Genomic DNA, 24,941 nt, shown 5'->3' on the forward strand with positions numbered 1-24,941 from the left:
GCTTCGGGTGATACGGCGCGGGCGTGGCGGGTCAGCGGGGCGCGGGGCCCGTCGAGTCGCGGGCGACCAGGCGGGGCCGGGCGTCGAGCCGGGCGTCCCCCGCGTCCTCGCCGCAGCGGGCCAGCAGCAGCCGCGCGGCGGCCGCGCCGACCTGCTGCACCTGCTGGTCGACGGTGGTCAGGCGCGGATGCAGCCACCGGCCGATCGGCAGGTTGTCGTAGCCGACGACGGACAGGTCGGCCGGGACGCGCAGGCCGGTGCGCTGTGCGGTGCCGATGCCGCACACCGCCATGGAGTCGTTGGCGTAGACGATCGCCGTGGGCGGGTCGGCGGCGTCGAGCAGCGCCTCGGTGGCGGCGATGGCCGCGCCTTCGGAGAAGTCCGTGTGGAGGACGGCGAAGGGCCGGTGGCCCGCGGTGCGCAGGCCCTCCTCGAAGTGGCGGCGGCGCAGCCGGGTGTGCTGGAGTTCGGCCGGTCCCGCCACGTAGGCGACGCGCCGGTGGCCCAGCTCCAGCAGATGGCCGACCACCTCGGCCACGCCCGCGCCCTGGTGTCCCAGGCCCACGCCCGGCACGGCCGCGTCGGGGTCGGGCGCGCCGAGCATGACGGCGGGCAGGCCGAGCCGGGTCAGCAGCGCGGGGCGGGGATCGTCGGTGCGCGCGTCGGTGAGGACGGCGCCGTCGACGCGGCCCTCCGCCGCCAGGCGTTCGTACAGCGCGCTCTCCTCGTGGACATCGGTGACCAGGTGGAGCAGCAGTCCGTAGCCGCGTGGCGCCAGCTCGCCCTCGATGCCGGTGATCAGCTCGCTGAAGTGCGGGTCGGCGCCCAGCACGTCGGTCGGGCGGCGTACGACGAGGGCGAGGGTACGGGTGCGGGCGCTGCGCAGCGCGGCGGCCGGGGCGCTCGGCGACCAGCCGAGGTCCATGGCGGCGTCGAGGATGCGGCGCCGGGTGGCCTCGGAGAGCCGCCCCTTGTTGTTGAATGCCTGGGATACGGCGGCCGTGGACACCCCGGCGACGGTGGCGACGGCCTTGATGGTGGGCCGGATGCGCCCGCTCGGGATGCTCACATCTTCACCGCCCCGCTGATGAGCGCCCGCTGCATCCGCTTCTGCAGCACCGTGTAGACGATCCACACCGGTACGAGGGTGAGGATCGTCCCCGCGGTCAGCACACCGTAATCCGTTCCCGTGATCGCCTTGAGGGTGGGCAGCGCCACCTGGACGGTGCGCTGGGCGGGGTCCGGGCCGATGATGACGAGCGAGTACAGGTACTCGTTCCAGAAGGTCAGGAAGTTCAGCAGCAGTACGGTCGCGATCCCCGGCAGGCACATCGGCGTGTAGATGTGGCGCAGCACGGCGAAGGTGGAGGCGCCGTCGATACGGGCGGCCTCCTCCATCTCGGCGGGCACGGTCCGCATGAACTGCACCAGGATCACCACCGACAGCGGCATCGCGGTGGCGGGCAGGAACAGCACCATGAAGGTCCGTGTGTGGAACAGACCGGTGGCGGCGGCCAGCAGGAAGGTGGGGAAGAGCGCGGCGAAGGTGGGGATGAGGAAGCCGAGCGAGAACACCTTCTCCAGCGCCGAGGCCAGCCGCCCCGTGGACCGGGCCAGCGCGAACGCCGCCGGGATGGCCAGCCCCAGCGTGAGGACCAGCGAAAGCCCGGTCACCAGTCCCGAGTTGACGACCGCGAGCCCCAGGTCGGCGCGGTGGAAGGCGGTGGAGAAGTTGCCCGGGTCCAGGGACGACGGGGGCTTGAAGGGGCTGGCGAAGATCTCCTCGTTGCTCTTGAAGGCGGAGGAGAGGAAGTAGTAGAGCGGGACGACCAGCAGCACCACGTAGGTCCACACCAGGACATGGGCGGGCAGCCACGACTTGCCGAGCTTCATGGTGTGCTTCATGATGACCGGCTCCGATCAGTAGTTCTGGCGGAACGAGCGGCGGATGAGCAGCAGGCCGACGAGTCCGGTCAGGAAGAGGAACACGCCCACGGTCTGGCTGTAGCCGAGGTCGGCCGCGATGAACGCCTTCTGGTAGACGAGGAAGGAGAGCGTCGTGGACGAGGCGCCGGGACCGCCCTGGGTGAGCAGCAGGACATGCTGCGCGGAGCCGAAGAGGGTCCACAGGAACTGCAGCATCGTCACCACGCCCACGTAGTCGCGGATCACGGGGAAGTGGACGCGCCACATGGTCCGCCAGTGCCCGGCGCCGTCCAGCTGCGCGGCCTCCCCCACCTCGTCCGGCACGCTGGAGAGCCGGGCGGCGAACAGGACGGCCGTGAAGCCGATGCCGCTCCACAGGTCCAGGGCGATCAGGCAGCCCAGCGCCGTCGACGGCGAGGCGAGCCACGCGTCGGTCAGCGACCCCAGGCCCACCGCCTTGAGCGCCCCGTTGACCAGGCCGTCCGGGGAGAGGGCGGCGTAGAACACCATCGCCTTGGCGGGGGTGGAGATCAGCCCCGGGACGAACAGCAGATACCGGATCACCCGGTGGCCCGGGGGCCGCTGCGCCACGTAGTAGCCCAGCATGTACGCGCAGACGATCATCACCGGAAGCGCCACGGCCAGCTGCACGGCCGTGTTGCGCACCGCCTCCCAGAACACCGGGTCGTCGAGGACGGTACGGACGTTGCCGAGCCCGGCGAACGTGACCGGCTGCAGCATCCCCGGCCAGTGCAGGGCGGCGACGACGAAGACGGCGACCAGCGGGCCGACCATGAAGACCAGGTACCAGACCAGGGCGGGCACGGCGAGGATCGTGCCGCCCTCGCGCACCCGGCGCGGTGCGGACGGGGACGGGACCGGGCGCCGGGAGGCGGCCTGGCCCCGGGTGGGCGTCAGCGTCGTCATGGGGTAGCTCCCGGGGATTCGGGGACAGGTCGTCTCATGGGGGCCGCCTCACGCACCGCGGTACGCGGCTTCGAGGGCGGCGCGCACCTTCGCGGCGCCGGTCCCGCGGGTGAAGGACGTGCTCGTCGCGGTGATCAGCGGCTGGGTCGCGGCGGGCGGTACGTACACATCCGGCAGCAGCGCCTGGCTCACCGAGCCGCCGAGCCGCTGCGCCGCCGCCACCAGCGGGAAGCCGGTGCTCAGCGTGTCGGTCCGCAGGGCCATGTCCCGGCCGCTCTCCCTGATGAACCGCGACACGGTGTCCGGCCGGTACATGAAGCGCACGAATTTCTCGACGGCCTCGATCTTCTTGGTGCCGTTCGGGCTGATCCAGAAGCCGATCAGGGTGTACGTGCGCAGGATCGTGGGCTTGTCGTGGACCGCGCCCGGCGCGAGCGGCCAGCCGCCCACCTCGGTCTGCCGCGCCACCTTCTCCGGCACCTCGGCCAGCGCCGAGGACATCGCGGACTCGATGGCCGCGGAACCGGTGTTGAACTGGGTGGTCATCGAGTCCGAGGTGAGCCCCTGCGCCTTGTCGACGAAGACACCGGCGTCCCGCAGCTCCACGAAGTAGTCGATCCCCTGCCGCGCGCCCCGGCTGCCGCTGAAGTCGCCGGTGGTGAAGACGTGCCGGGCCTCGTCCTCGGTCAGGAAGGTCTGGATGATCTGCGCGAGGAGCTTCTGCCCGGTCCAGTCGTTGCCGCCCGTGGTCACCGGGCCGATGCCCTTGGCGCGCAGCTTCCGCGCGGCGCCGATGAGCGCGTCGCCGGTCCGGGGGATGCCGTCCACACCGGCCCGCTCCAGGAGGGCGGTGTTGTAGGCGATCGGCCAGTTGGTGGCGAAGTACGGGAAGGCCCGCAGCCGCCCCTTTCCGTCGGTCCAGGACGTCAGCGCCACCGGCAGGACGCGCTCCCGCAGCCCCCAGTCGTCCAGGTAGCCCGTGACGTCGACCGTGGCGCCCACATCCGTCCAGGCCAGGGTCTTGTCGTACAGGTTGACCATGACGACGTCCGGCTCTTTCCGGGCCAGCCGCGAGGTCTCGTAGACCTGGGCGAGATCGTCGCCGTTGACGAGGTTCTTGACCTTCAGGCCGGGGTTCTCCGCGCGGAAGCGGCGCAGGGCGGCCAGATAGGTCGGGGAGCCCGGCGCGGTGGTGCCGAGCTGGCTGTGGATCACGAGCGTATGAGGGTCGGAATCCGTGGCGGCCAGCGCGGAGCAGCCGGACAGGGCGGGCAGGGCGGGCAGGGCGGTCGCGGCGGCGAGTCCGGACCCGGCGGCGAGAACGCCGCGCCGACTGGGGCGTGAGCGCACCACGGATGTCTCCAACCAGGGCGGTTAACGGATTGGTTAATCGATATACCGAGGAGGGTGGGAGGACAGTAAGGGCCGGTCCGGCACCGGTCAACCCTTTGCGCTGTGGTTCTAGAGGGCCTGGGTGGCGGCCTCGGTGATCGTCTCGACGGCGCGGGTGAGGACGGGTATCTCCCTGGCCCCGAGCCGGGTCACGGCCATGATGCGGCGCGCCGGGGCCGGTTCGCCGTGCAGCGGGAGCCGCACCACCCGGTCCTCCTCGCTCAGCTGCGCCAGGCGCGGTACGAGGATGACGCCGAAGCCATGGGCGACCAGGGCGGTCCCGGTGCCCCACTCGTCCGCGTGGTGGGCGATGTGCGGGGTGAAGCCCGCGCTCATGCAGGCGGCGAGCACCAACTGGTGGTACGTCGTACCCGGGTTGCCCACGATCCACGGTTCGCGCGCGGCGTCGGCCAGGGTGACCCGCGGCCGCCGGGTCAGCGGGTGGTCCCGGGGGACGACCAGGTCCAGCGGGTCGTCCAGCAGCGGCCGCTGGTCGAAGCGCTGGTCGGTCATGGGCGGGGAGTCGGCGGTGACGACGAGCAGCGCGAGGTCGGCCTCTTCCGAGAGCAGCAGGTCGAAGCAGCGGTCGGGTTCGGCCTCGATGATCCGCACCGTGAGGTGGGGGTGGGCGTCGCGCAGCTCGGCGGCGGCGGGCGGCAGCAGACGGCTGGCGGCGGTGGAGAACCCGCACAGGGTGATCTGCCCGGTGGGTTCGGTGCCCGTGGCGGCCAGTTCGGCCCTGGCCCGCTCCCACTGCTCCTGGAGGCGCTCCGCGTGGCGCAGCAGGATGCGGGCCGCGTTCGTCAGACGGATGCCCCGGCCGTGCTGCACCACCAGCTCCGTTTCGACCTCGGCGGCGAGCTGGCGGAGTTGGTAGGAGACGGCGGACGGCGTGTAGTGCAGCGCCTGCGCCGCGGCGGTCACCGTGCCGTGCTCGGCGACCATCTGGAGGATCCGGAGCCGAGAGTCAATCATGCAAATAGTTTGCACGGTCAGGCCCAGAACCGTTTGATTTTCTTCGCGTTGGCCCGGCCCCACACTGGCGGTTGTGGCGGATCAGCGGGCAATCAAGACGGTGTCGGAACGAGCGGTACGGACCACCGTACTCCTGGTGGTGGTGCTCACGGCGGGCGCGTATCTCCCCAGCCCGCTCTATCCCGATTACCAGCGTCTCTTCGGCTACGACGACCTGGTGATGACCCTGCTCTTCGCGACGTTCGCGCTGGTCAGCGGACCGGCACTGCTGCTGTGCGGACCGGCGGCGGACGTGGTCGGCGACCGGCCGGTGCTGCGGCTGAGCGTGCTGCTCGCCGCCGCGGGCTCCTGCTGCTTCCTGCTCGCCGACAGCCCCGGCTGGCTCTTCACCGGCCGGGTCGGCCACGCGCTGGCCCTGGGCGCGGCGACCGGAGCGGCGCAGGCGCTCATCGCCCGGCACAGCAGTCCCACGGCCCGCGTCGCCGGACCACTGCTCGCGGGCCTCGCCTTCGCGGCGGGCACCGCCCTGGGGCCGGTGGTCTCGGGTGTGCTCGCCGAGTACGTCCCCGGCCCGCTGACCACTCCGTACGTGCTGCATCTGGCCCTGCTGGGGTGGGTATGGCACCGGCTGCGCCGGACCGTGCCCGCGCCGACGGCCACCGGCGGGACACGGGTACGGTCGCGCTGGCGCCCCACCCGCCCGCACATCCCACCGGCCCTGCGCGGGCTCTTCCTCGTCGCCGGGCTGAGCGGGTTCCTCGCCTGGGCCGTCGTCGGCATCTACCTTGCCCTCCTCCCCGCGCTGCTCGAACAGACCCCGCACGGCGCCCATCCGGCCCTGGTCGGCGGGGTGCTGGGCAGCGTCCTGGTCTGGTCGCTGCTGGCCCAGCTCGCCAGCGCGCGCCGTACCGCGTACGCCGCCCAGCGGTACGGCCTCGCCGCGCTCGCCGGGAGCCTGGTGCTGCTCGCGGCCACCGGAGCCGCCTCGCTGCCCGCCACGCTCGGCTCCACGGTCCTCGCCGGTGTCGGGCACGGGCTCGCCTACAGCGGCGCCGCGCGAGCGGTCGACGCGCGGACCCCGGCCGGGCAGCGCGCGGGGATCGGGGCCGCGCTGTATCTGCTGTTCTACTGGGGATCCGGCGTGCCCGCGGTCGCCGTCGGGGCGCTGACCACCTGGATGCCGCTCACGGCGGCGGTGACCTGGCTGAGTTGGGCCGGGGTCGCCCTGACCGCGCTGGCCCTGACGGTCACGTCCCGTCCCCTACGCCACCGCGCCCCGCCCGCTGCGGGGTGCCCCCGGACTCGCCGTCGCGCCAAGGAGCGCCAGGGCGATGAAGGCGCCCGCGAACCCCACCCATCGGGTGCGCAGGGTGGCCCACGCGAGGCTCAGCACGAAGGCACCCCGTGCTGAGCCGTGGTCTCCAGTGTCGTCATGTGGGTGGCCACGTCCTCGGCGGTCGGCCGGGCCAGTTCGTCGACCAGCTGCCCGTCGGCGAGGAAGACCACCTTGTCCGCGTACGAGGCGGCGACCGGGTCGTGGGTGACCATGACGATCGTCTGGCCGTGCTCGTCCACCAGACCGCGCAACAGGCTCAACACCTCGCGGGAGGTACGGGAGTCCAGCGCACCGGTCGGCTCGTCGGCGAACAGCACCTGCGGGCGGGTGACCAACGCCCGGGCTATCGCCACCCGCTGCTGCTGGCCGCCGGACAGCTGACTGGGCAGATGCCCGGCCCGCTCCGCGAGCCCGACATCGGCGAGGACGCGGGCCACCTGGTCCGGGGCGGGGCGGCGGCGGGCCAGCCGCAGCGGGAGTTCGACGTTCTGCCGGGCGGTGAGCGAGGGCATGAGGTTGAACGCCTGGAAGACGAAGCCGATCCGCTCCCGCCGCAGCCTGGTGAGCGCGGTCTCGGAGAGCGCCGCCGGGTCCGTTCCGGCCAGGTCGACCCGGCCCGCATCGACCCGGTCCAGACCCGCCGCGCACTGCAGCAGCGTCGACTTCCCGGAGCCGGACGGGCCCATGATGGCGGTGAAGGTCCCGGCCGCGAAGGTCAGCGTGACGCCGTCCAGCGCGGCCACCTCGCCCTCGCCACTCCCATAAACCCGCCGCACCCCACTGAGCGCCACGACCGCCTTGCCGTCCCCGGCGGGCTCCGGCTCGGCATCCCGTCCGGCCTTCCGTCTGCCTAACAACTTCTCACCTCTCGCCGATCAGCCACATGTACGCCCAGTTGTACCGGGCCCGCCCGCATCCCTCCCATTTCTGACGGTGCGGGCGGGAGATGGTGCGCTGTACATTTCCCTCACGCTTGTTACGCGAAGGGGGAGGCCCTGATGTTCTCGCTGCCGCTGCGCGACGGTGCTCGCCTCGGTCCGCTGGAGGTCTGGCACGCCGAGGAGTTCGCCGACCACCTGGACCGGGCCCGTGAACACATCCGCCCCTGGGTCGGCCCCACGTTCGTCACGGACGACGTGGACGGGGCGCGCGCCACGCTCAAGCGGTACGCCGAAGGCCAGGCCGCCGACGGCGCCCGCCTCTACGGCATCTGGCGGGGCGGCGTGCTGGTCGGCGGCGTGATGTTCACCGACGTCCACGCCGCCTTCGGCTCATGCGAGATCGGCTGCTGGCTGGAGCCCGCCGCCGAGGGCCACGGCCTGATCACCCCGGCCTGCGCCGCGCTGCTGGACTGGGCGTTCACGACCCGGGGCCTCCACCGCGCCGAGTGGCACTGCCGAGCCGACAACCACCGCAGCGCGGCGGTGGCCAAGCGGCTCGGCATGACCCTGGAGGGCGTACGGCGCGAGGCCTGGCCCTACGAGGGCGTGCGCTACGACAAGCAGATCTGGGCGATCCTCGCCCCCGAGTGGCAAGCCCGGGGGCGATGACCCACTACGCGTCGCGTCGCCGCCTCGCCGATCAGTCGAGGGCGGTATCGCCCTGGGCCTCCAGGACTTTGCGCAGCCCCGAGGCGATCTGCTCGCACTCCTCCGGGGTGAGGACCGACAGGATCTTCTCGTAGTCCCGCAGGTGGGCGTCCATCGCCTGGTCGGCGAGGGCCTTGCCGCGCTCGGTGAGGCGGATCCGTACCGAACGCCGGTCGGCGCTGTCGCGTACCCGCTCGACCAGCCCCTTGGCCTCCATGCGGTCGATGCGGTTGGTGATGGCCCCGGAGGTCACCATGGCCGCCTTCAGGAAGGCACCGGCGGTGAGCGTGTGAGGCGGTCCTGAGCGGCGCAGCGTGAAGAGAATGTCGCATTCGGCCATGTTCAGGCCGAACTCCTGGTTCAGCTTCTTGTAGTGGCGGTCACACACGCCCTGCATCCGCTGGATACGCCCCAGCACCTCCATGTGACCGGCCGCTTCCGCCAGGTCGGGCCGCTCATCGCGCCACTGCCCCACGATCAGATCGACGGCGTCGCCCATCCCTGCACTCCCCTCACGTGACGTACCTCAACCTTAAGAGGTTTGACGTTGAGCGACCAAACTGCTTGTCTCTTAACGTTAAGAGAATGAACCTTAAGGCGAAGCGGAAGCTCCACATGCCCCTGTCCCTGAACCCGGCCGCCCAGGACCTCCTCTTCCGGGAGGCCCGCACCGCGAACACCTTCAGCGACGAACCAGTCACCGACGAGCAGATGCGGGTGGTCTACGACCTGATCAAGTACGGTCCGACCGCCTTCAACCAGTCCCCCCTGCGCATCGTCCTGATCCGCTCCCCCGAGGCGCGCGAACGGCTGCTGGCGCACATGGCCGAGGGCAACCGGCCGAAGACGTCCTCGGCACCGCTGGTCGCGATCCTCGCCACCGATCACGAGTTCCACGAGGAGCTTCCGCGGCTGCTGCCGTTCGCGCCCGACGCGAAGGACACGCACTTCGCGGACCGGCCCGTGCGCGAGGAGGCCGCCACGCTCAACGGGGCCCTGCAGGCCGCGTACTTCCTCATCGGTGTGCGGGCGGCCGGGCTGGCCGCCGGGCCCATGACCGGCTACGACGCCGCTGGCCTGCGCGAAGAGTTCCTCGACGACGACCACGCCCCGCTGATGGTCGTCAACATCGGCCGCCCGGGGCCCAACCCCTGGCACCCCCGGCTGCCCCGGCTGGCCTACGACGACGTCGTCACCGCCGTCTGAACCAACCTCAGCCCCTCGCGAAAGGAACCCCCATGTCCTACCCCGACCCGCGCTACTTCAGCGACAAGGGCGAGGTCACCGCGCTACACCGCCCCGCCCCCCAGCACCCCGACACCGACTTCGTCGGCGCCTCCGGCATCAGCTACGTGGCCACCCCGGAAACCACCGGCGGTGAGTACGGCCTGTACAAGGTCGACATGGGACCGAAGACCATGGGCGCCAAGGAACACTTCCACCGGACGATCTCGGAATCCTTCTACGTCATGTCCGGCGAGGTCGAGTTCTACAACGGCGAACGCTGGATCACGGGCGGGGAGGGAGACTTCCTCTACGTCCCGGCCGGTGGCCTGCACGCCTTCCAGAACGACTCCGAAGAGCCGCTGTCCATGCTGATGATCTTCTCACCGGGCGCGCCACGCGAGGAGTACTTCGAGAAGGCCGCCGAGTACGTGGAGCGCAACCGCGAAGAACTCAAGGCCTTCCAGGTGCGGCACGACACCTACTTCACGGACATGCTCGACGGCTAGGGCCTGTCGCTTGGATCAGGCCGGGCTCGCGGCGCCGTATTCCCGTCTCCCTCTGGTCAGCCGCGCACTGCCGATCAGAGGGGCGGAGGGGGCGGGCCGGTGACCGGTGCGTCCGGCCGGGGAATCCGAATCACCAGCGACCCCGCCCCCGCCTACGGGGCCGCAGCGCGCGCCGCGCGCCGGACAGCATCGTGCAGACGCTCACCGGCCGGGCATCGCTGACTGCTGCGGCAGTCGGGGCAGACCTCGACGTGGTCGAGGAACCGAAGGGTCGGCCGGGCTGGTCGACCGCGTGATCGCCTACATCGCGCCCGCCCTCCTCGGCCGTGGCAAGAGCGCCCTGCAGGGCGGCACCATCGAGACGATGGACGACATCCTGCGATGCGAGCTGCTGAACGTCTCCCGCTTCGGCCCGGACGCCCGGCTGATCGCCCGCCCGAAGCGCCCGCAGGCCAGCGAATGAGGGCCGGGTGTGCAACGCCCCGCTGGAACCCCCTCAGAACTCCCTGGGAGTTATGCGGAAGCGCCTGCGGAAACAGCCGGGCGGCCGCCTCTGAGTCTCCTTTGGTGGCTCCTTACGCTTTCTGCCCGGCCCTGCCCCTGACTCGTGCGTGTCCTTTCTCCACGCAGCGCACGGGGACGACGGCACCGTCGGCACGCAGCGACACCAGGCCGTCGCCATGGAGATGGCCCGCGAACCAGACCTGCACTCTCCCAGCCGGTGGCCGGCGCAGAACGAGCTGCGTGCGCAGGGCCTCGTTACCGGTGACCAGCACGACAGCACGCCCACGGTGCCGTATCTCGACATTCAGCGTGCGCCAGGGCTGACCGTCGCCCCGCACGTTCCTCCGCAGCTTGAAGCGGGTCCGCAAACGCTGGAAGGCCGGGACCACGGTGGCGAGCAGCAGCATGCCGAGGCCCTTGCCTGCGAGGATGCCGGAGGGCCCGAGCGAGAGCAGCCCGAGGAAGGGGACCGGCGCGACGACCAGAACGGCCGCACCTCGCAGCAACAGCAGCCGCATCGAGCGGCGCGTGGCCGGAAAGGACAAGGCCGGGCCCGGTGGTGGTGCGGGAGCACGCACCATGGGGGTTCGGTCCGACGCCTCGGCCGGGCGGGCGAGTTCCGAAAGGGGCACACCTGCCTTGAGGGCCCGTGTCAGCGCTTCGTCAGAGGCCAGGCCGGTCTGCTCGATGGTGATGCCCCGCCTTACCCCGCGCGGAACCTCCAGCATGCGCTGCGGCCCGCGCTTACCCGGTACCGCGAGGATGCCGCAGAATCGCGGATCCCCGGCGAACCACAACGTCCGGATCTCCGCCTTGGCTTCGCGCCCCGCCTGCGGGGACATCCGCTCAAGCCACCAGCGGCTGCGCCGACTGTGGTCCAGGTAGACCGATACCCAAGTTTTCGGTTTGTCCGGATCCGGAACCTTGAACCAGGACTCTCCGCGATGGGCGGAATGGAGCTGACCACTCGAGTGCGGAAGGCCCTTCTCATGGACCTGCCACGGATAGGTGCGCAGAATGCGGCGCAGCTCGAACATGCGCCTGACTCGGGGGACTTGAAGGAAGTAGACTGCGTAGATTCCCGCGACGAAGTGCGTCATCCCCAGAATCCAGATCAACCACATCGGCGTGGGCAAGATGACGAAGAAGACGACGACGCTTGCCGCAATCCCGAGAGGCACGCCAAGGAGATGGAGCGCGAGGCGGGCCTGGCAGGCACGACGGGTGGCTGCGTGCTGCCAGGCAGTTTCACCGGTGGCGGGAGAGGTCGCAACGTGGCCGCGTCCCTCGACGAGGATCATGAAAGCTTCCAGGTCTCCGCTTCCTCATCCGGGCCGATGCGGATGGTGCGGGCAAATTCATCGATGTCAGCGAACGCGCGGATGATGCGGCCCGGTTCCGGGTGGGACAACATAATGAGGACATCCGCGGCTTCCGAGCCCTTTTCGTAGCGCCAGGCGTAGCGGAGGCCGGCATGCACCTCATTACTGTCCTCGTCCTGGAAGTAGCGCAACACACGCAGGCCGGTGCCAAGGTGCGGAGAGTCGAAGTTCTCGACGATCGGGCGCTCGATGGCATAGTCCGCATCAGCGTGCGTCAGTTCGCGCAGCGCAGTGTCCCGGTCTTCTTCTTCGTCAATCTCGACCAGGTCCACAGACACGGTGATCGGAACGTCTCTCGGGTGCGGCAAATGCAGGAAGACATCAGCTCCCGGCCAGATGTTGGGCGCTCTCACGGCGTGCATCACCAGGATGTCGATCAGCAGGTCGACCTCGCCCGGTCGCGGCTCCTCAGTCGCGAAATCGTCCCACCACGCCTCGGCGAAGACACGCGCCCACCCCTCGGGCGTCTGCGCAGCTACTACGTCCTCAAGACCCGGCTCGGGCCACATGAGCGGCACGCGGATCCAAGGGTCGAGATACATCGCGTGCTTGACGTTGAGCCAGCTCATTCATAACTCCACTTGAATGTACCCACGACTGCGTCGAACAGCTCGACCAACACATCGGTGAATTCGCTGTCGAGGTTTCCATCCCCTGGCGTGGAAAAAGTGATCGAAAGCCAATTACCCGAGTCACCAGCCACCGGCATGACATATTCGACCCGGCGGGAATCGACATCGAGTTCCCGACCGGGCTCTGCCGCTACTCGACTCTCCCGGCGGACGGCTGTGCTGCCGGAGAGTTCCCTGGTGGACATGCCGGGGCCCGCGGTATTGGCTGCAAGCCGCTCCAGGACATGTTTGGCCTTGGCCTGTTCGGCACCTCCGATGGGCAGCTCAGCCACGATGAACGAGGCAGCAATGAGGGTACCGCCACGCGGGCTCACCGGCAGATAGAGATCCAGGCCGCCGTTACGCCGTGCAGCACGAGCCCTCTTCTCGAGCTGTCGGCGCAGCTCGAGCCGGAAGCTCATGGCATCGTCGCGCGCCACCCCGTCCGGGACCTTGTCCAGATGCGTGAAAAAGATCCGCTCAAGAGCCTCTTTTGTCCCCTCCCGCAGGGGAATCCGAGCCCAACCCGGCGGGATGATGAGCGTGTATCCGGTTGGTGTCGTTTCGGCCGTTCCGCTGGAACTCAAAGCGCCTCCTCGACAGGCCTCTTGATCAGCCCGCCCAACAGGATCGCCAAACCAAGTACTGCCGGAACCACTGCCGCCCACGAGTAGATGATCAACACGCAGTTCATGGCGGAAATCAACCCTGCAGCCACCTTGAACAATGTCGGCAAGTGGCCTATATGCTCAGGATTCTGGATAGTGCGTCGAAACTTCACGAAGACCACAGCCAATACAACGGGTGCGATCATCATGGGCCAGGCCCATGCTTCGATCGGTACCCAGTCCGGCCCCGCAAACTTTCCGACCAACCCTACTAGAAGGAACCAGAGCATGGGTACGAGCACGGTCACTCGAACCGCGAGCAGGCCCTTGGATTCACCGTTACCGGATGACATTGCGTTACCTCCTGGATTTCCTTTTGACGCCGCGGCTCACCATCCGCTCCCCACTTCAATAGTTGGGACGTCTTTGAGCTTCTCGTAGCCGTCATACCCGAAGAGCGATGAGGTATTATCAATCCCCTTGTCGACAGCGTCGACGCCGGTACCTACGCCCCAATAAAGCTGGAACTTCGCATGCGCCGACAGTGCCTCCTTCGCACCTGCATCAACCGCCTTCGCGCTGTCCCTAACCTCCTTCGCCGCGTGATCTACCTTGTCCCCAGCGAAATCTTTCTGCATGCGCTTGACGTCCTCGGCCATTTCCCGGCCTTCCTTCTCCCCGAGTCCCCGGCCCGCCTGCGCCATGGGAGCATCCGCCTCCGCTTGCTTCGCTGTACGCATCTCACCGGCGAACTTTTCACGCAGTCGCTGTTTGGCCCTCAGCGCCTTCTGCCCGCGCTCTGAATTGGCTCCGTAGCGGGTGATGTTCTTGTCGAGAAGCTTGCGCATGTTCTTGTAGCGATCGAACTGCTGGCGAGCCTTTTGAGTACTCGCGGCAGCTTTGGAAGCGGTCTTGGTCAAGGCCCGGCCGGCTTTGAGGCCCTTCATGGCTGCCGTACCAAGTCCCATCGTCGCCAATGCGAGCGCGTCGAAGGCAACGTCTGTCCACGAACCCTCGCCGGTGACTGCCAGCAGAACGTGACCAGCGAGACTCACCCACGTCAGAGCGGTGGCGAGCGCCGCAACCCAACCCACCGGGGTGCAGAAGATAGCGACCACAGCTAGCGCAAGTCCGAGATAGCCGATCACTTCGAGCGCTGTATCGAGCCCTTGCGCAAAGTTCTCCCAGGTACTGTCCTTGATGACGTCCGAGATGTCGTCACCGATGTTGTTGGCAAAGTGCTGGGCACGGGTGTCGCGTTCGGAGATGACCTCGTTCAGCTGCTTGCGGTACGACGCCAGGTGGCTGTCGGAGTCGGAGTCCTCCGGCGCCTTCTTGTCGTCGTCCTTCTTCGCCTCGGCCTCCTTCTTCTTCACCTCAGCAGCGTGGTGCTCATCGGCGCGCTTCGCGGCCTTGAGGATCCCGTCCGCCCGCTCCTGGAAGCCCTCCAGTTCGTTGGCCCACTTACCGAGGTCACCGACCACGCGTTCGTAACGGCCCGCCGTCTCGCGGAAGTGCTTCTCCAGCTCGCCGGACTTCTCGCGGATCTTGTCGGCGTAGTTGCCCTTCAGCGCATCGCCGTCGTCGACCTTGCGCAGGATGCGGGCCTGGTCGCGGAGGGTCTTGGCGAGGTCCTTCATCTTGGTGACCTCCGCCCGGATGTCTTCCGGGTCGCCGGGGACCGGGTCCTTCTCCGCCAGCGGCTGCCAGTCGACCGGCCTGCGCCTGCCCTTACCGTTCCCCATCGCTTACTTTCCCCCGTTTTTGCCGTTTTTCTCGCTTGAGTTCATCAAGTCGAGGTCCTGCTTCTTGAAGTTCTTGAGCGCGCCCTCTACGTGCTCCCCCAATTCCTGGACACTCTCCACCAGTTTTTCTCGATAGTTGTCCCAGTTGGTGACGAACTCATCCATCTTGCCGGCGACGCTCTCGTGGCCCCAGATATCCTGTATGCCTTCGCTGTGATCATCGATGTCATCCATGACCTTCTTGATCTCCCGAAGATTGCTCTTCGAGGATTCAAGCAGCGTGTAGTCGACAACCAACCGCTCGTGGCGACCCATGTTTCCCCTCCCCGTGTCCTTACCTGTTCAACAGCTCACGTTGCGGCTCAGGCTCAGCCCATCGGCACCGTCACCGTGAACGCCTCCCCGTTCCCCAGGTGCAGCAGGCCCTTGCCCGGGGTCACCGGGCCGCCCACCGTGCTCCGGGGCAGGCGTACGCCGATCAGTTCGCCGCTCGACGTGTCCTGCGGGGAAAGCAGCAGGCCGCGCTTGGACTTCTTCAGGTCGACCTGCCAGCCGCTGAAGCCCGAGCAGACGTCGTCCTCGTCGCCGGCGATGACGATGCCGATGCCGCGGTCGGCGCCGGTCGCGATCAGCCTCTTGAACTCGTCCTCCGCATCGCAGTCCTCAAGGAGTTCGCCGTCGTCGATCAGGATCACGATCGGATGCTCCAAAGACGCCGTGGCCACGGCCTCCTTCAGCTCGTCCTCCTCGATGTCGCTGCCCGTGAAGACCGCCAACACCCCCTTGTAGCCCTCCAGTTGGCGCAACGGAGAGGTCCGTGGGGCGGCGATGACCAGGCGGGCGCTGCGGCGGCCCACAAACGTGGCCGCCAGGTTCATCAGCACGGTCGAGCGACCCGACTTCGCCGGGCCCGCGATCACGAAGCCCGGCAGTCCCTGTGCCAGGTCCGGGCCGAAGGCCGTCAGGTCGTCACCGCCGACGCCCACCAGGCTCCACAGCCGCGAGGCGGACACCGCCGGGTCGACGTACTGCCACGCCTGGTTCAGGGTGAGGCGGCCGGGCAGCGAGTCCACCCGGAACGGCCGCAGGGCCCGCGGCACTGCCGCGTCCCGGTGGGCCGTCCCCTCTCCGATGGCCACAATCGCCGCGTTCTGGCCCTGCCCGGTGGCGTCCTCGCTCAGCAGCGCGAACTGGATCTCCGTACCCGTCTCGTTGCGGAACGCGCGACCCGGCGCGATCTCGTCCGGCACCTTGCGGCTGTTGAGGCCCAGCATCGAGAAGTCGGTACGGTCCGAAAGGCGCAGGGCGAGCTTGTCCTCCGTCAGCGAGGAGATCCGGCCGGTGAGGAGCTGCCGGTCGCCCGTGATCACCAAGTGGATGCCGACGCTCGCGCCCTCGCGCATCAGGGTCAGCAACTCGTCGGTCAACTCGCCGTGTTCCAGCTCGCCCAGGGACGAGACCCAGCCCTCCCAGCGGTCGAGCAGCAGCACGATGTGCGGCAGCCGCTGGTCCTGCGGCGCCCCGGCGCGCTGCTCGCCGATGTCCGCGAAGCCGTACTGCGCGAGCAGCTCCTGCCGCCTGCTCGTCTCCGCCGAAAGGCGGCGGACCAGGCGGGTGGCCCGCTCGCTCTGGTTGCGGCCCACCACCGCGCCGCAGTGCGGCAGCTTGGCCAGCGCGTTCAGTGCGCCGTTGCCGCAGTCGATGCCGTACAGGTGGACGTCGGCGCAGGAGAGAGTGCGGGCCAGGGAGCCCGCGATCGTTCGCAGCACCTGAGAGCGGCCGCTGCGCGGCGCACCCGCGACGAGCAGGTGGCCGAAGGTGGCGAAGTCGATCGCGGCCGCGCGGCGGGACTGGCTCGCCGGCAGGTCCTCGATGCCGTACGGCGCCGGGGGCAGTGCGCCCAGACCCCGCACCGGCGGCAGGTCCTCCGGCAGCACGGTCTCCGCGAGGGCCGCCAGCCACGGGCTGTGCTGCTGCGGGATCTGCAGGTGGGCGTTGGCCTCCCGGATGGCGTCGACCAGGACCTTCAGATCGGTGATCTCCTCTTCCTCGCTCTTGGCGGCCGCGGGCTTCACCAGCGCCTGGCGGCCCAGGTCGGCCCAGTCCAGCTCCCCGGTCCACGGGGCGAGGGACATCGGGTCCACGGTGCCGGGGCGGCGGCCGCCGACGCGGCCGGACTGGAAGGGAATGAGGGAGGCCGCACCGGTGCGCACATAGGCGCGGCCCGGGTTGTTCTTGGAGATGTTGCCGGCCTCGGGCGAGTCGATGACGTCCGTCGACTCGCCGCCGTCGGTGACCCGCAGCGCGATCCGGAGGTTGGTGTTGGCCCGGATCTCCGGCGAGACCACGCCGGACGGCCGCTGGGTGGCCAGCAACAGGTGGATGCCGAGGGAGCGGCCCCGCTGGGCGATGTTGACCAGGCCGGTGACGAAGTCCGGCATGTCGCGGACCATGGACGCGAACTCGTCGATGACGAGGAGCAGTCGGGGCAGCGGAGCCATACCCGGATTACGGCGCACCAGGTCCTGGTAGTCCTCGATGTCCTTCGCGCCGGCCTGGGCCAGGATGTGCTCGCGGCGGTGCAGCTCGGCGCCGAGCGATTCGAGGGCGCGTTCGACGAGGTGGGCGTCGAGGTCGGTCACCATGCCGACGGTGTGCGGCAGGTGGACGCAGTCCTTGAACGCGCTGCCGCCCTTGTAGTCGACGAGCACGAAGGTCATGTTCTCCGGCGTGTTCGCCACCGCGAGCGCGGCGACGATCGTCTGCAGCAGCTCGGACTTGCCGGAACCCGTCGTACCCGCGATGAGGCCGTGCGGCCCGTCCTTGCGGATGTCGATGCCGTAGGGACCATCGTACGACTCTCCGACCATCGCGAGCGTGGACTGCCCGCCGGTCTGCCAGCGGCCGACCACCGCCCTGGCCGTCGGCGGCTCCATCCCGATGACGTCGAGGAGCCGGCTGGCGTCCGGCAGCGCGCTGTCGGTCGCCTCACCGCTGATGTCGCGCAGTGGGGCGATCGCCCGGGCCACCCGGGCGCACCAGGCAGGCGAGACGAAGTCGGGCCGTACGCCCAGGATCTTGTTTTCGCCCGCCTGCTGCACGCGCAGTCGCAGCACGGAGGGGTCGACCTGATCCGCGGCCGTCGGCGCCCCGGGGGTGGGGATGCCGCTCTGGTTGTCGAGGGAGAGCAGCACGGCGGCGGTGTTGGTCAGCGCCGGAGTGTCGGGCGCGGCCGACTTCCTCCGCTTCCCCTTCCCCTTCGCCTTCCCCTTCCGGCGCGACCTGTCGGCCTCGGCCGCCGCCTTCTTCCGCTCCTCCGCTTCGGCGGCCTGCCGCAGCGCTTCGACAGCGTCGCTCGCGCCGCCGCCGGCCTTCTGCTCGTGCCGGGCGTGCCGGGCAGTGCGCGGCTCCGCGATCACGATGCCCTTGCACTCGCCCGGCAGGAAGCGCTCTTCGGCGTCCAGGCAGATCGCGTACATCGATACGGCCGGGCCTTCCTGCAGCAGCCGTACGACGCCGGGCATCGAGCGCAGCCGACGCGATCCGTCCCAGACGACGACGATGTCGGGGTCGGAGAAGCCCGCCTGACCACGGTTCTCCTTGGCGGCTTTCTGCCTGGCCTCAAGGATCTGGGTGAGTTCACCGATTCGGGCGCCGACGGTCTCGGCGTCGTTCCCGATGAGGACGTTGGCGTCCTGCGCCGTCGGACGGGCATGCGGCAGCCAGCGGACCCAGTCCCAACCGGGCTGCGCGTTCACCTCGGTGAGCACGTAGAACTGCACGTCCAGCGGGCTGTGCAGGGCGGCCGCCTGCGTCACCGCCCACCGCGCCAGGCTGCGGGCGGTGTCGTCGGGACCCGCGAAGCCGATCACACCGAGCTGGCCCAGGTGCAGGGCGACGGGGGTGTCGGCGATGTCCCAGGTGACCTGGCGGCGGTGGTCGTCCTGCTCGGGGTCGTCGAGGACGACGGCGGAGGGCAGCCGTCCGGTGCCCACCCGCAGCAGCAGGTGGTCGGCGTCGCTGCGGCGGCGCTCCCACAGACGGGTGCGGGGGCCAGTGGCGTTGGCCCAGATGCTGCCGGGGTCCGGGTGGTCGAGGCGGCGGTCGCCGCGCTCCAGGACCAGCGCCTCCTGCGCGTCGCGCTCGATCCTGGCCTTGTGCTCCTCGTACTCCTTGACCTGCTTGGCGTGGGACTTGCGGCCGTGCTTCTTGTCCCAGAAGTAGTTGCCGATCATGATCAGCGGGCTGAAGAGCGCGATCAGCAGGTACGTCGTGCGCCCCATCGCAAACGCCATGGTGACGGCCATGACAAGCGGGGACAGCGCCATCAGCCAGGGCAGCGGCCGGGCCTCGAACTCCTTCGGGGGCGCCGGCAGGCGGAACTTGGTGGTGCGCTCCGGCGGGCGCAGCCGCGGCGGGCGGTTGTAGTCGAGCCCGGAGCCGTCGTCGGACCACTTGAGGGCCGCGTCCGGGGGCGTGTAATGGGCGACATCGATCAGGGTGTTGCCGATGGCGAGCTGAGAGTCGACGCGCAGTTGCTGCTGCCCCTCGATCGGCTTGCCGTCGACCCGCACCTCGCGCGTGGGCCCCTTGCTCTCGGGCGCCGCACCGGGCCCGCCGGGCTCTCCGCCTTGACCGACGTGCACGGCCAGCCGGAGATCATCCGGGGCCACCACGTAGAGCGTCAGGACGCGCGGGGGCACCTCCGGGTCATTGACGATCAGCTGGCAGCCCTCGCCGGACCCAATGTCGTACCGGCCGATGCCGAACCGGTACACGGCACCGGCGTCGGGCCCGCCGGCCACCCGGAGTTCGATGACACCGGGCTGCTCGCCGGGCAGCGTGCCGGAGGGGTCGTCCAGGCTCACCACCGCGCCGTCGCGCAGCGGGGAGGTGGCGACGGTGTGGTGGGGGTCCAGCGGGTAGTTGTCGACGTAGAGCACGGGACCGGGCTGTCCGGGCGCGACCCCGCCACGCACCCGAACTGCCAACTCCCAAGCGACGGCGTCGATTCGGGCCTCGGGATCGGCATCGAGGACGAGGTCTTTGCTGGCGTTCGTATAGAGATCGACGACAGTCAGCTTCAAACGCACACTTAGCTCCTCCTCGAAATACCTCTCTCCGAGGAGAGAATATCCTCCCGGAAACTCGTCCGCGCACCCGGCGCATATGTCAACAACCGCCCACTTTGAGCGAGATAACGGCCACCGTCCTGCACTTATGTGCACCCTGTACGGACTAGCGGCTAAGGTGCCCAACGGCGCGTACCCAACCACCCGGTGCACGCCACGCGTATACCGGGAGGGGGAACCTCGCGGTTGTCTGACGGAGGGAACAAGCGTTATGGCCAAGGACCTTGATGTCACATATGAGGACATGCGGGCCGCCGCGAAGAAGATGAACCGCGAGAAGGAGCGCATCGAGGAGAAGCTTCACGACCTGAAGTCCTACATCGACGACCTGCTCGAGAACGGCTTCGTCACCCGGTCGGCCTCGAAGAAGTTCGGCCAGGACTTCAGCGAGTTCAAGCAGGGCATGTCGAAGACCAACGAGGGTCTCGACGGCCTGGCCCAGTACCTGGAGAAGGCGGCGGACTCCTTCGAGAACATCGACCACGAGCTCGGCAAGTAAGTCGGCGACTGCCGCGGCTGCGCCTTCCTGCGCACACAGCTCACCCCCTTGCCGCTTTCTGCGGCAAGGGGGTGAGCGCGTAATGAGCGGCCGGGCCGCGCTATGGCCGCATGATCTCCACTTCCGTCACATCCCTTACAGCGCATCCACAAAGCATTCACAGGCACCCGCATTTCGTGATTCTTTGCCTTGTGAGCCCGATAACGAACGGCCACGGAGAATTGCGCCACGGACAAGGTGGGCGGCACGCCGCATACGGCGGAAGAGGGAAGGGGGAGGGCGGACGAGGCGGCCTGTACGCCGGGGAGAGTCACCACAGCGCTGCCACCTGCACAAACACGCAGGATGGCCACCGTCACGGCTACCTTGATGGCTACGTACACACCTGGCGCACTCCATGCCGGGGAGCAAGGACCCTGGCACGCAGGCGTATCAGCCCATCTTGAGGGCGTCCAACATGTGGACAGAGACTGTGATGTGCGCCACACACCCTATTGGCTGGTGCCGCCGACAGGCATTTCCGTCGGGGCGTTCAGAGGCCGCGCCGCGCCAGGCCTCGATTCACCTCAAACGAGATATCGACCGACATCGAATCATGCCAGTCAACCGCAAACTGATTCATTCAGACCCGACCCTCCGATAGCCGCTGGCAGCCCTCCCCCGAAGCGCGCCCACCAGCGGTACGCACGACCTCAGCCTTTGAGGCTGCGGCAGGCCCCGGAGGGCGAAGACTCCATTCCCGGAACGGCAAGTGGGCGCCAATACAGGGCTGCATACGACTATGGGACGTTCGGCCGAACCGGCACAGACAGCCAGGTCACATACCCGGCTTCATCGCCGCGATACTGCCCGATATCGTCCACCAGGCGACGCACAAGGTATAGACCCGGCTCCTCTTCCGGCGTCGGCAACGCCCGATTCATCTCGCCGACCGTGACCAGCGCGTGCGCCCCGTCGAACGAGACACGGCCCGCCAGGTCGAGGCTGGCACGGTGGCGCGCAGTTACGTCAACCAGCTCCATGAGGACGGCAAGCACGGCCTCAGCCAAGGCCGCCGCCTCCGGTTCGGCCATGAGCAGCGCCGGAAGGACCATCGAAACGAATCTATCGGAGCGCCGCATCGCCTCGACTGGACTGCACTCAGGGCCGATTCGGAACTCAAGGGAGTTCTCCACGCCCAAGACCTGTGGCACCGCGGGAACCTTCGCCTTCGCAGCCGCGGACGAGCGCAGGGCGGAAGCGCAGAGCATGGCGTCGGAGATCGTCACGGTGTCCGTTCCCTCGGGTAGCGAGTTACCGAATGTCAGTTCGGTCACAGGTGGCGTATGCGGGCAGGATGCGGGCCGGTGAAGGCAGTTACGCGCGGAGCTTGAAGTGACGCGAGGGCTCCACTGAGGGCCCCCTCCAGGGCTGCAGGCAGGTGCGAAGGGCGGCGCGAACACACCTCCGGCGGCCATCCGTTGCCGGAGCGCGTGGTTCCGGGGTCCATCAAAGACGGTCACCTGGTTGATCGTCAAACGATCCGTGTTCGAAACCTGCCTCCCGTCAAATGATCCGTGGATTGGAGCTATGGTGGTCGCCTCACCACCCGCCAAGAGAGACCACCGTGACCGCAGACCCTCATGCCCAGGTGCCTACGTTCCGCGATGTCCTTAACCTCCTTCTGCAGGCCCAGGCCAAGGAAGACCCGAAAAGGCCCGGAACGTTCGTCGAGCTCACCAATCAGGAGATTGCCGACGCGATCAACGCAAAGTACGGAGTAAGCACCATCACAGGCGAGTACGTCCGCAAGCTACGCAAAGGCGACATCAAGAGCCCGAGCATTCAGATGGCCTCCGTGCTCGCTGGCTTCTTCCAGCTTCCCCTCGATGTCTTCAACGCCACCGGAAGCGAGACATCCAAGAAGGTTGTGGAGGAAGTGCAACGATTCGTGGACGGTAGGCGTCGAACGTTGAGTGAGGAACCAGAGCCGCCGACCGTCCGCGCCCTGGCCCGAACTACTCGTCGACTGTCCCCCGACGGTCAGGCCCGCGTCGTTCGATACGCCCAGCAGCTCGAGCAGCTCGAGGCGATGGAGAACGAGACGCGTCCACATGTAGACCCGTCCAGCAACTAACTCCCCCACAAGGTGTTCAACTCCGGTGATCCAGCGTGCCCACGACCGCAAGATCCGCCAGGCTCTTGCGGCGTTCCCCGTACCGAATCCGCTGACGGTCGACACCCTGTTCGCAGTAATGCGGGAGCGCTACCAGCGCCCTCTGGAGCTGTGGCGCGGCCCGTCGCCCCTCCCGGGGCTCCACGCCAACGCTTTGTGGCTGACGCGGCCCGGCGCTAAGAGTGACGTGGTCTGGCTCGACCCGGCGCTCACTGGAGCTGCCGCCATACACAGCCTCAGCCACGAAAACGGGCACATCGAGCTCGGGCACAAGCCGCTCGAGCTTCCCGCCTCGCCCCAGCCGGCCGAGCCAGCGACGTACGAGTTCCTAAGCCCTGACTTCCTGGGCGGTTGCCTCTTCGGTCGGACTCGCGCACACGAAGGCCCTCAGGACCCCGCGTACCAGCGGATCGAGGACGAGGCCGAGCGATACGCATTCCTCATCCGCCGGACGGCCGCCGAACAGGCCCGCAACACCCGACACCACGACCCCCTGGTCGAACGGCTGCACCACAGCCTGTGACCCCCTGCCGCCGAAAGCCTCGCTATGCCCAAATACGACATCATTGACTTATGCACCACCATCCCCCTGTGGGTGGTGGTCGCGGTCCGCATCTACAACCGGCCAACGTCGCCAGGACAAAGATCCTTTCTGGCGATGATCCTCGCCCTGACCATAGGCGCGACCCTGCGCCTGTCCCCCGTCGAGAACGCCCTCACCAGCCTGACGGGTGTCCAGGACGCGGCGGTACTGCCCAAGCACCTGATCGTCATGCTCTCCTGCACCCTCCTCCTCGGATGGGTGGAAACCGTCGTGCCGCCCCGCGAGGAAGAACCCGCCTGGCGCCGCTGGGTGTCCTTCAAGCCGCGCATGGTCGTGCTGATCATCTTCAGCGTCGCCTCTACCGCAGCCTTCCCGTTCGCCGCGCCTGCCATCGTCGCCCCTGACGGGTCCCGGGATTTCAACTCCGCCCAGTCCGGCGACATCGCCGGCACCGTGCACCTGAGCGTCTACCTGCTGAGCATGGCGGCCGCTCTAGCCCCCTCGACCCTGCTCTACCTCGCCGTCGCCCAGCGCACGGACGACCGACTCTTACGACTGTGCATGCGCATCATGGCCGTGGGCGCCGCCGCAGGCTCGTTCTATCCCGTCTACCGCATCTCGTTCCTCGTCTGCGGCTTCACCCCCTGGACGTATCCGCTTTCCGACGAAGCGTTCCACCTGGGTGGGTCACTCATCCAGCTCGTGACGATCGCCTTCGTCCTCGTCGGCAGCTCCGTGCGCGCCGTCGACCTCGTGATTCGCGGCATCCGGTATCGCCGTGGGCTGATCGCTCTCCGCCCGCTATGGGAGGAACTTGTCTCCGTCCTGCCGCCGGACGTCATCCTGCGCCGACTCAGGGACGGCACCTCGGCCCGGGAAGACCGGCGCCACTTCCGTGACTTGTACGGACGCCTCGACGAGCGAGTCGTCGACATCTCCGACGCACATTTCGAACTGCTGCCGTGGGTCAGCCAGGACCTCCACCGCGGCGCCCTCCGAGAAGCGCGCGCGACAGGCCTCCACGGCGCCGAAGCCCGTGCCGCCCGGGAAGCACTTTGCCTACGCGTCGCCCGCACGAAGGCCGTCGAAGGCCAGGACTACGCCGAACAGCCAGCGGGGACGGTGCTGTCCCTGCGCAACGCCCTGTTATCCAACTCTCGGTGGCTGGCCCGGGTTGCCCACCACTATGCATCCGCCGACCTTGCCGACGCAGCTGCCAGGTTGGGCCAGACCACCAACCAGAAAGTCGCCGCATGATCAGCACCGCCGCCGACCACGCCCCCGCCCTCCAGGAGAACCGCGCGGCCCGCCTCATCACCGATGGGATGGAGCCACGCAACGTCATAATCCTGGTGAGCTGCGGCGTCGGCCTAGCTCAGGGCTCCCCGCTCACCGGACTGCTGTGGGCACTCGAGGCCATCCTGTTCGCAGCCGCCATCCCCATGGCGTACATCAAGTACGGCATGCGAACCGGTATGTGGGCCGACCGGCACATAGGGCAGGTACAGCGCCGGAAACTGCTGATCCCCGTCATCATGGGCTCCGTCGCCACCGGCATCGGCGGAATGTTCGTGTTCGACGCACCGCGCGCCATGATCGCCCTGGTCGTCGCGATGCTCGCCACCCTCGCCGTGCTCTTGGCACCCACCGCCGTCTGGAAATGGAAGATCAGCGTGCACACGGCCGTCGCCGGCGGCGCCTTGGCGATGCTGGCCCTCACCTGGGGCCCGCTCGTCTGGTGCGCCTACCCACTTGTCGCCGTAATCGCCTGGTCCCGGATCTCCCTCCGTGACCACACGCTCGCCCAGACAATCGCCGGCGCGGCCGCGGGCACGATCACCGCTGGCCTGGTCTTTGCTGCGATCACCGCGTGACGTAAGCGT

At 68.6% G+C, this 24,941-nt stretch carries 25 protein-coding genes; 10 read left to right on the forward strand and 15 right to left on the reverse strand.

The genetic code is table 11. The features are described 5' to 3' along the window. Positions 1–31: 31 nt before the first annotated feature. The 5 genes from ACFV9T_RS10960 to ACFV9T_RS10980 form a co-directional block, all read right to left on the reverse strand. Positions 32–1,069: a LacI family DNA-binding transcriptional regulator gene (locus tag ACFV9T_RS10960; protein ID WP_385438460.1), complete on the reverse strand. Its 1,038-nt coding sequence runs from the start codon at positions 1,067–1,069 to the stop codon at positions 32–34. Further along, on the reverse strand, positions 1,066–1,893 hold the full coding sequence (locus ACFV9T_RS10965; protein WP_385438585.1) for a carbohydrate ABC transporter permease: 828 nt from the start codon (positions 1,891–1,893) through the stop codon (positions 1,066–1,068). The genes ACFV9T_RS10960 and ACFV9T_RS10965 overlap by 4 nt, the downstream gene beginning before the upstream one ends. A gap of 27 nt (positions 1,894–1,920) precedes the next feature. Beyond that, positions 1,921–2,853: a carbohydrate ABC transporter permease gene (locus ACFV9T_RS10970; protein WP_385438462.1), complete on the reverse strand. Its 933-nt coding sequence runs from the start codon at positions 2,851–2,853 to the stop codon at positions 1,921–1,923. Between the two features lie 48 nt (positions 2,854–2,901). Next, positions 2,902–4,203, reverse strand: coding sequence for an ABC transporter substrate-binding protein (locus ACFV9T_RS10975; protein WP_385438587.1), 1,302 nt, complete (start codon positions 4,201–4,203; stop codon positions 2,902–2,904). Positions 4,204–4,314: 111 nt separating this feature from the next. Beyond that, positions 4,315–5,220: a LysR family transcriptional regulator gene (locus tag ACFV9T_RS10980; RefSeq protein WP_385438464.1), complete on the reverse strand. Its 906-nt coding sequence runs from the start codon at positions 5,218–5,220 to the stop codon at positions 4,315–4,317. A 73-nt stretch (positions 5,221–5,293) separates the two neighbouring features. Here ACFV9T_RS10980 and ACFV9T_RS10985 point away from each other — a divergent pair, with 73 nt between their 5' ends. Then, positions 5,294–6,631, forward strand: coding sequence for an MFS transporter (locus ACFV9T_RS10985; protein WP_385438466.1), 1,338 nt, complete (start codon positions 5,294–5,296; stop codon positions 6,629–6,631). Here ACFV9T_RS10985 and ACFV9T_RS10990 read toward each other — a convergent pair. Then, positions 6,607–7,347: an ABC transporter ATP-binding protein gene (locus ACFV9T_RS10990; RefSeq protein WP_385438589.1), complete on the reverse strand. Its 741-nt coding sequence runs from the start codon at positions 7,345–7,347 to the stop codon at positions 6,607–6,609. The genes ACFV9T_RS10985 and ACFV9T_RS10990 overlap by 25 nt on opposite strands. Positions 7,348–7,554: 207 nt before the next feature. On the opposite strand from ACFV9T_RS10990, the gene ACFV9T_RS10995 reads away from it, so the two are divergent. Next, entirely contained in the window at positions 7,555–8,106 is a 552-nt protein-coding gene (locus ACFV9T_RS10995) for a GNAT family N-acetyltransferase (RefSeq protein WP_385438468.1), read from the forward strand. Between the two features lie 31 nt (positions 8,107–8,137). Here the strand turns inward: ACFV9T_RS10995 and ACFV9T_RS11000 are convergent, their stop codons facing one another. Then, a complete protein-coding gene (locus ACFV9T_RS11000) occupies positions 8,138–8,644 on the reverse strand; it encodes a MarR family winged helix-turn-helix transcriptional regulator (RefSeq protein ID WP_385438471.1) in 507 nt (168 codons plus the stop codon). Between the two features lie 116 nt (positions 8,645–8,760). Between ACFV9T_RS11000 and ACFV9T_RS11005 the strand changes: the two genes are divergently transcribed. From ACFV9T_RS11005 to ACFV9T_RS11015, 3 genes are all read left to right on the forward strand, one after another. Next, positions 8,761–9,351 (forward strand): malonic semialdehyde reductase, encoded by a 591-nt coding sequence (locus tag ACFV9T_RS11005; RefSeq protein ID WP_385438591.1) that lies wholly within the window; start codon positions 8,761–8,763, stop codon positions 9,349–9,351. A gap of 32 nt (positions 9,352–9,383) precedes the next feature. Further along, complete coding sequence (locus tag ACFV9T_RS11010; RefSeq protein WP_385438473.1) at positions 9,384–9,878, forward strand: cupin domain-containing protein; 495 nt, start codon at positions 9,384–9,386, stop codon at positions 9,876–9,878. A gap of 106 nt (positions 9,879–9,984) precedes the next feature. Next, positions 9,985–10,341 carry a dihydrofolate reductase family protein gene (locus ACFV9T_RS11015; RefSeq protein ID WP_385438474.1) on the forward strand — a complete coding sequence of 119 codons (357 nt, stop codon included), beginning with the start codon at positions 9,985–9,987 and terminating at the stop codon, positions 10,339–10,341. Between the two features lie 112 nt (positions 10,342–10,453). Here the strand turns inward: ACFV9T_RS11015 and ACFV9T_RS11020 are convergent, their stop codons facing one another. Genes ACFV9T_RS11020 through ACFV9T_RS11050 form a run of 7 tightly spaced genes read right to left on the reverse strand, consistent with a single transcriptional unit; the run spans position 10,454 to position 19,821 of the window. Beyond that, complete coding sequence (locus tag ACFV9T_RS11020; RefSeq protein ID WP_385438476.1) at positions 10,454–11,683, reverse strand: hypothetical protein; 1,230 nt, start codon at positions 11,681–11,683, stop codon at positions 10,454–10,456. Beyond that, a complete protein-coding gene (locus ACFV9T_RS11025; protein ID WP_385438479.1) occupies positions 11,680–12,333 on the reverse strand; it encodes a hypothetical protein in 654 nt (217 codons plus the stop codon). The genes ACFV9T_RS11020 and ACFV9T_RS11025 overlap by 4 nt, the downstream gene beginning before the upstream one ends. Then, positions 12,330–12,962, reverse strand: coding sequence for a hypothetical protein (locus tag ACFV9T_RS11030; protein WP_385438481.1), 633 nt, complete (start codon positions 12,960–12,962; stop codon positions 12,330–12,332). The genes ACFV9T_RS11025 and ACFV9T_RS11030 overlap by 4 nt, the downstream gene beginning before the upstream one ends. Beyond that, positions 12,959–13,336, reverse strand: a complete 378-nt coding sequence (locus ACFV9T_RS11035; protein WP_385438483.1) for a hypothetical protein — start codon at positions 13,334–13,336, stop codon at positions 12,959–12,961. The genes ACFV9T_RS11030 and ACFV9T_RS11035 overlap by 4 nt, the downstream gene beginning before the upstream one ends. Before the next feature lie 36 nt (positions 13,337–13,372). Then, entirely contained in the window at positions 13,373–14,728 is a 1,356-nt protein-coding gene (locus ACFV9T_RS11040; protein ID WP_385438484.1) for a putative T7SS-secreted protein, read from the reverse strand. 3 nt (positions 14,729–14,731) lie between these two features. Beyond that, a complete protein-coding gene (locus ACFV9T_RS11045) occupies positions 14,732–15,043 on the reverse strand; it encodes a hypothetical protein (RefSeq protein ID WP_385438486.1) in 312 nt (103 codons plus the stop codon). Between the two features lie 53 nt (positions 15,044–15,096). After that, entirely contained in the window at positions 15,097–19,821 is a 4,725-nt protein-coding gene (locus ACFV9T_RS11050; protein ID WP_385438488.1) for an FtsK/SpoIIIE domain-containing protein, read from the reverse strand. 250 nt (positions 19,822–20,071) lie between these two features. Here ACFV9T_RS11050 and ACFV9T_RS11055 point away from each other — a divergent pair, with 250 nt between their 5' ends. Beyond that, on the forward strand, positions 20,072–20,359 hold the full coding sequence (locus ACFV9T_RS11055) for a WXG100 family type VII secretion target (protein WP_385438490.1): 288 nt from the start codon (positions 20,072–20,074) through the stop codon (positions 20,357–20,359). Positions 20,360–21,138: 779 nt separating this feature from the next. On the opposite strand, the gene ACFV9T_RS11060 is transcribed toward ACFV9T_RS11055, so the two are convergent. Continuing rightward, positions 21,139–21,627 carry a hypothetical protein gene (locus ACFV9T_RS11060; RefSeq protein WP_385438492.1) on the reverse strand — a complete coding sequence of 163 codons (489 nt, stop codon included), beginning with the start codon at positions 21,625–21,627 and terminating at the stop codon, positions 21,139–21,141. A 338-nt stretch (positions 21,628–21,965) separates the two neighbouring features. Here ACFV9T_RS11060 and ACFV9T_RS11065 point away from each other — a divergent pair, with 338 nt between their 5' ends. The 4 genes from ACFV9T_RS11065 to ACFV9T_RS11080 are packed head-to-tail and all read left to right on the forward strand — an operon-like array spanning position 21,966 to position 24,932. Then, complete coding sequence (locus ACFV9T_RS11065) at positions 21,966–22,475, forward strand: hypothetical protein (protein WP_385438493.1); 510 nt, start codon at positions 21,966–21,968, stop codon at positions 22,473–22,475. A gap of 25 nt (positions 22,476–22,500) precedes the next feature. Further along, on the forward strand, positions 22,501–23,037 hold the full coding sequence (locus tag ACFV9T_RS11070; RefSeq protein ID WP_385438495.1) for a hypothetical protein: 537 nt from the start codon (positions 22,501–22,503) through the stop codon (positions 23,035–23,037). A gap of 24 nt (positions 23,038–23,061) precedes the next feature. Next, positions 23,062–24,315 carry an MAB_1171c family putative transporter gene (locus tag ACFV9T_RS11075; protein WP_385438497.1) on the forward strand — a complete coding sequence of 418 codons (1,254 nt, stop codon included), beginning with the start codon at positions 23,062–23,064 and terminating at the stop codon, positions 24,313–24,315. After that, positions 24,312–24,932 carry a hypothetical protein gene (locus ACFV9T_RS11080; protein WP_385438498.1) on the forward strand — a complete coding sequence of 207 codons (621 nt, stop codon included), beginning with the start codon at positions 24,312–24,314 and terminating at the stop codon, positions 24,930–24,932. Before ACFV9T_RS11075 ends, ACFV9T_RS11080 begins: the two co-directional genes overlap by 4 nt. Positions 24,933–24,941 lie beyond the last annotated feature (9 nt).

The organism is Streptomyces sp. NPDC059850 (assembly GCF_042731515.1).
In the GTDB taxonomy this organism is placed as follows: domain Bacteria; phylum Actinomycetota; class Actinomycetes; order Streptomycetales; family Streptomycetaceae; genus Streptomyces.